1 protein-coding gene is annotated in these 356 nt (G+C 30.3%); it reads right to left on the bottom strand.

Going from position 1 to position 356, the window contains the following annotated elements; genetic code table 11:
- Positions 1-356 (bottom strand): hypothetical protein (locus A3766_RS31405; RefSeq protein WP_197479675.1); only part of this gene is annotated, 356 nt, incomplete at both ends.

Below are 356 nucleotides of genomic sequence, written 5' to 3' on the forward strand. Positions count from 1 at the left end.
TAACTCTTTAGAAACTTTATTATAATAATGCTGGAATTTGCTTCTGTGCTTTGTCTTTATTTTACCATCGGGGCTGCTTCTTAGATGCCAGCTATATCTTGATAGAGATTCTTCTATAATATCATTTAGCGAATTGTTGGCGTTTTTATCAATTATTCGCTTAAGTGTATTTTTATTATTGTTTGTATTCCAGCCAGAGGTTTCTCTGCCGACTATCATGATTTTTGGATTTGCTTCTTCATACTCCTCAAAATAATATGGCAAAAATACACCTGAATATTTATCTTCAATAAACTCAAAATCCTCAGAATTAACTTTGCTTAAAGTCTTATGATAGCTTTCTTTTAATATTTCAA

This window comes from Oleiphilus sp. HI0132 (genome assembly GCF_001635845.1).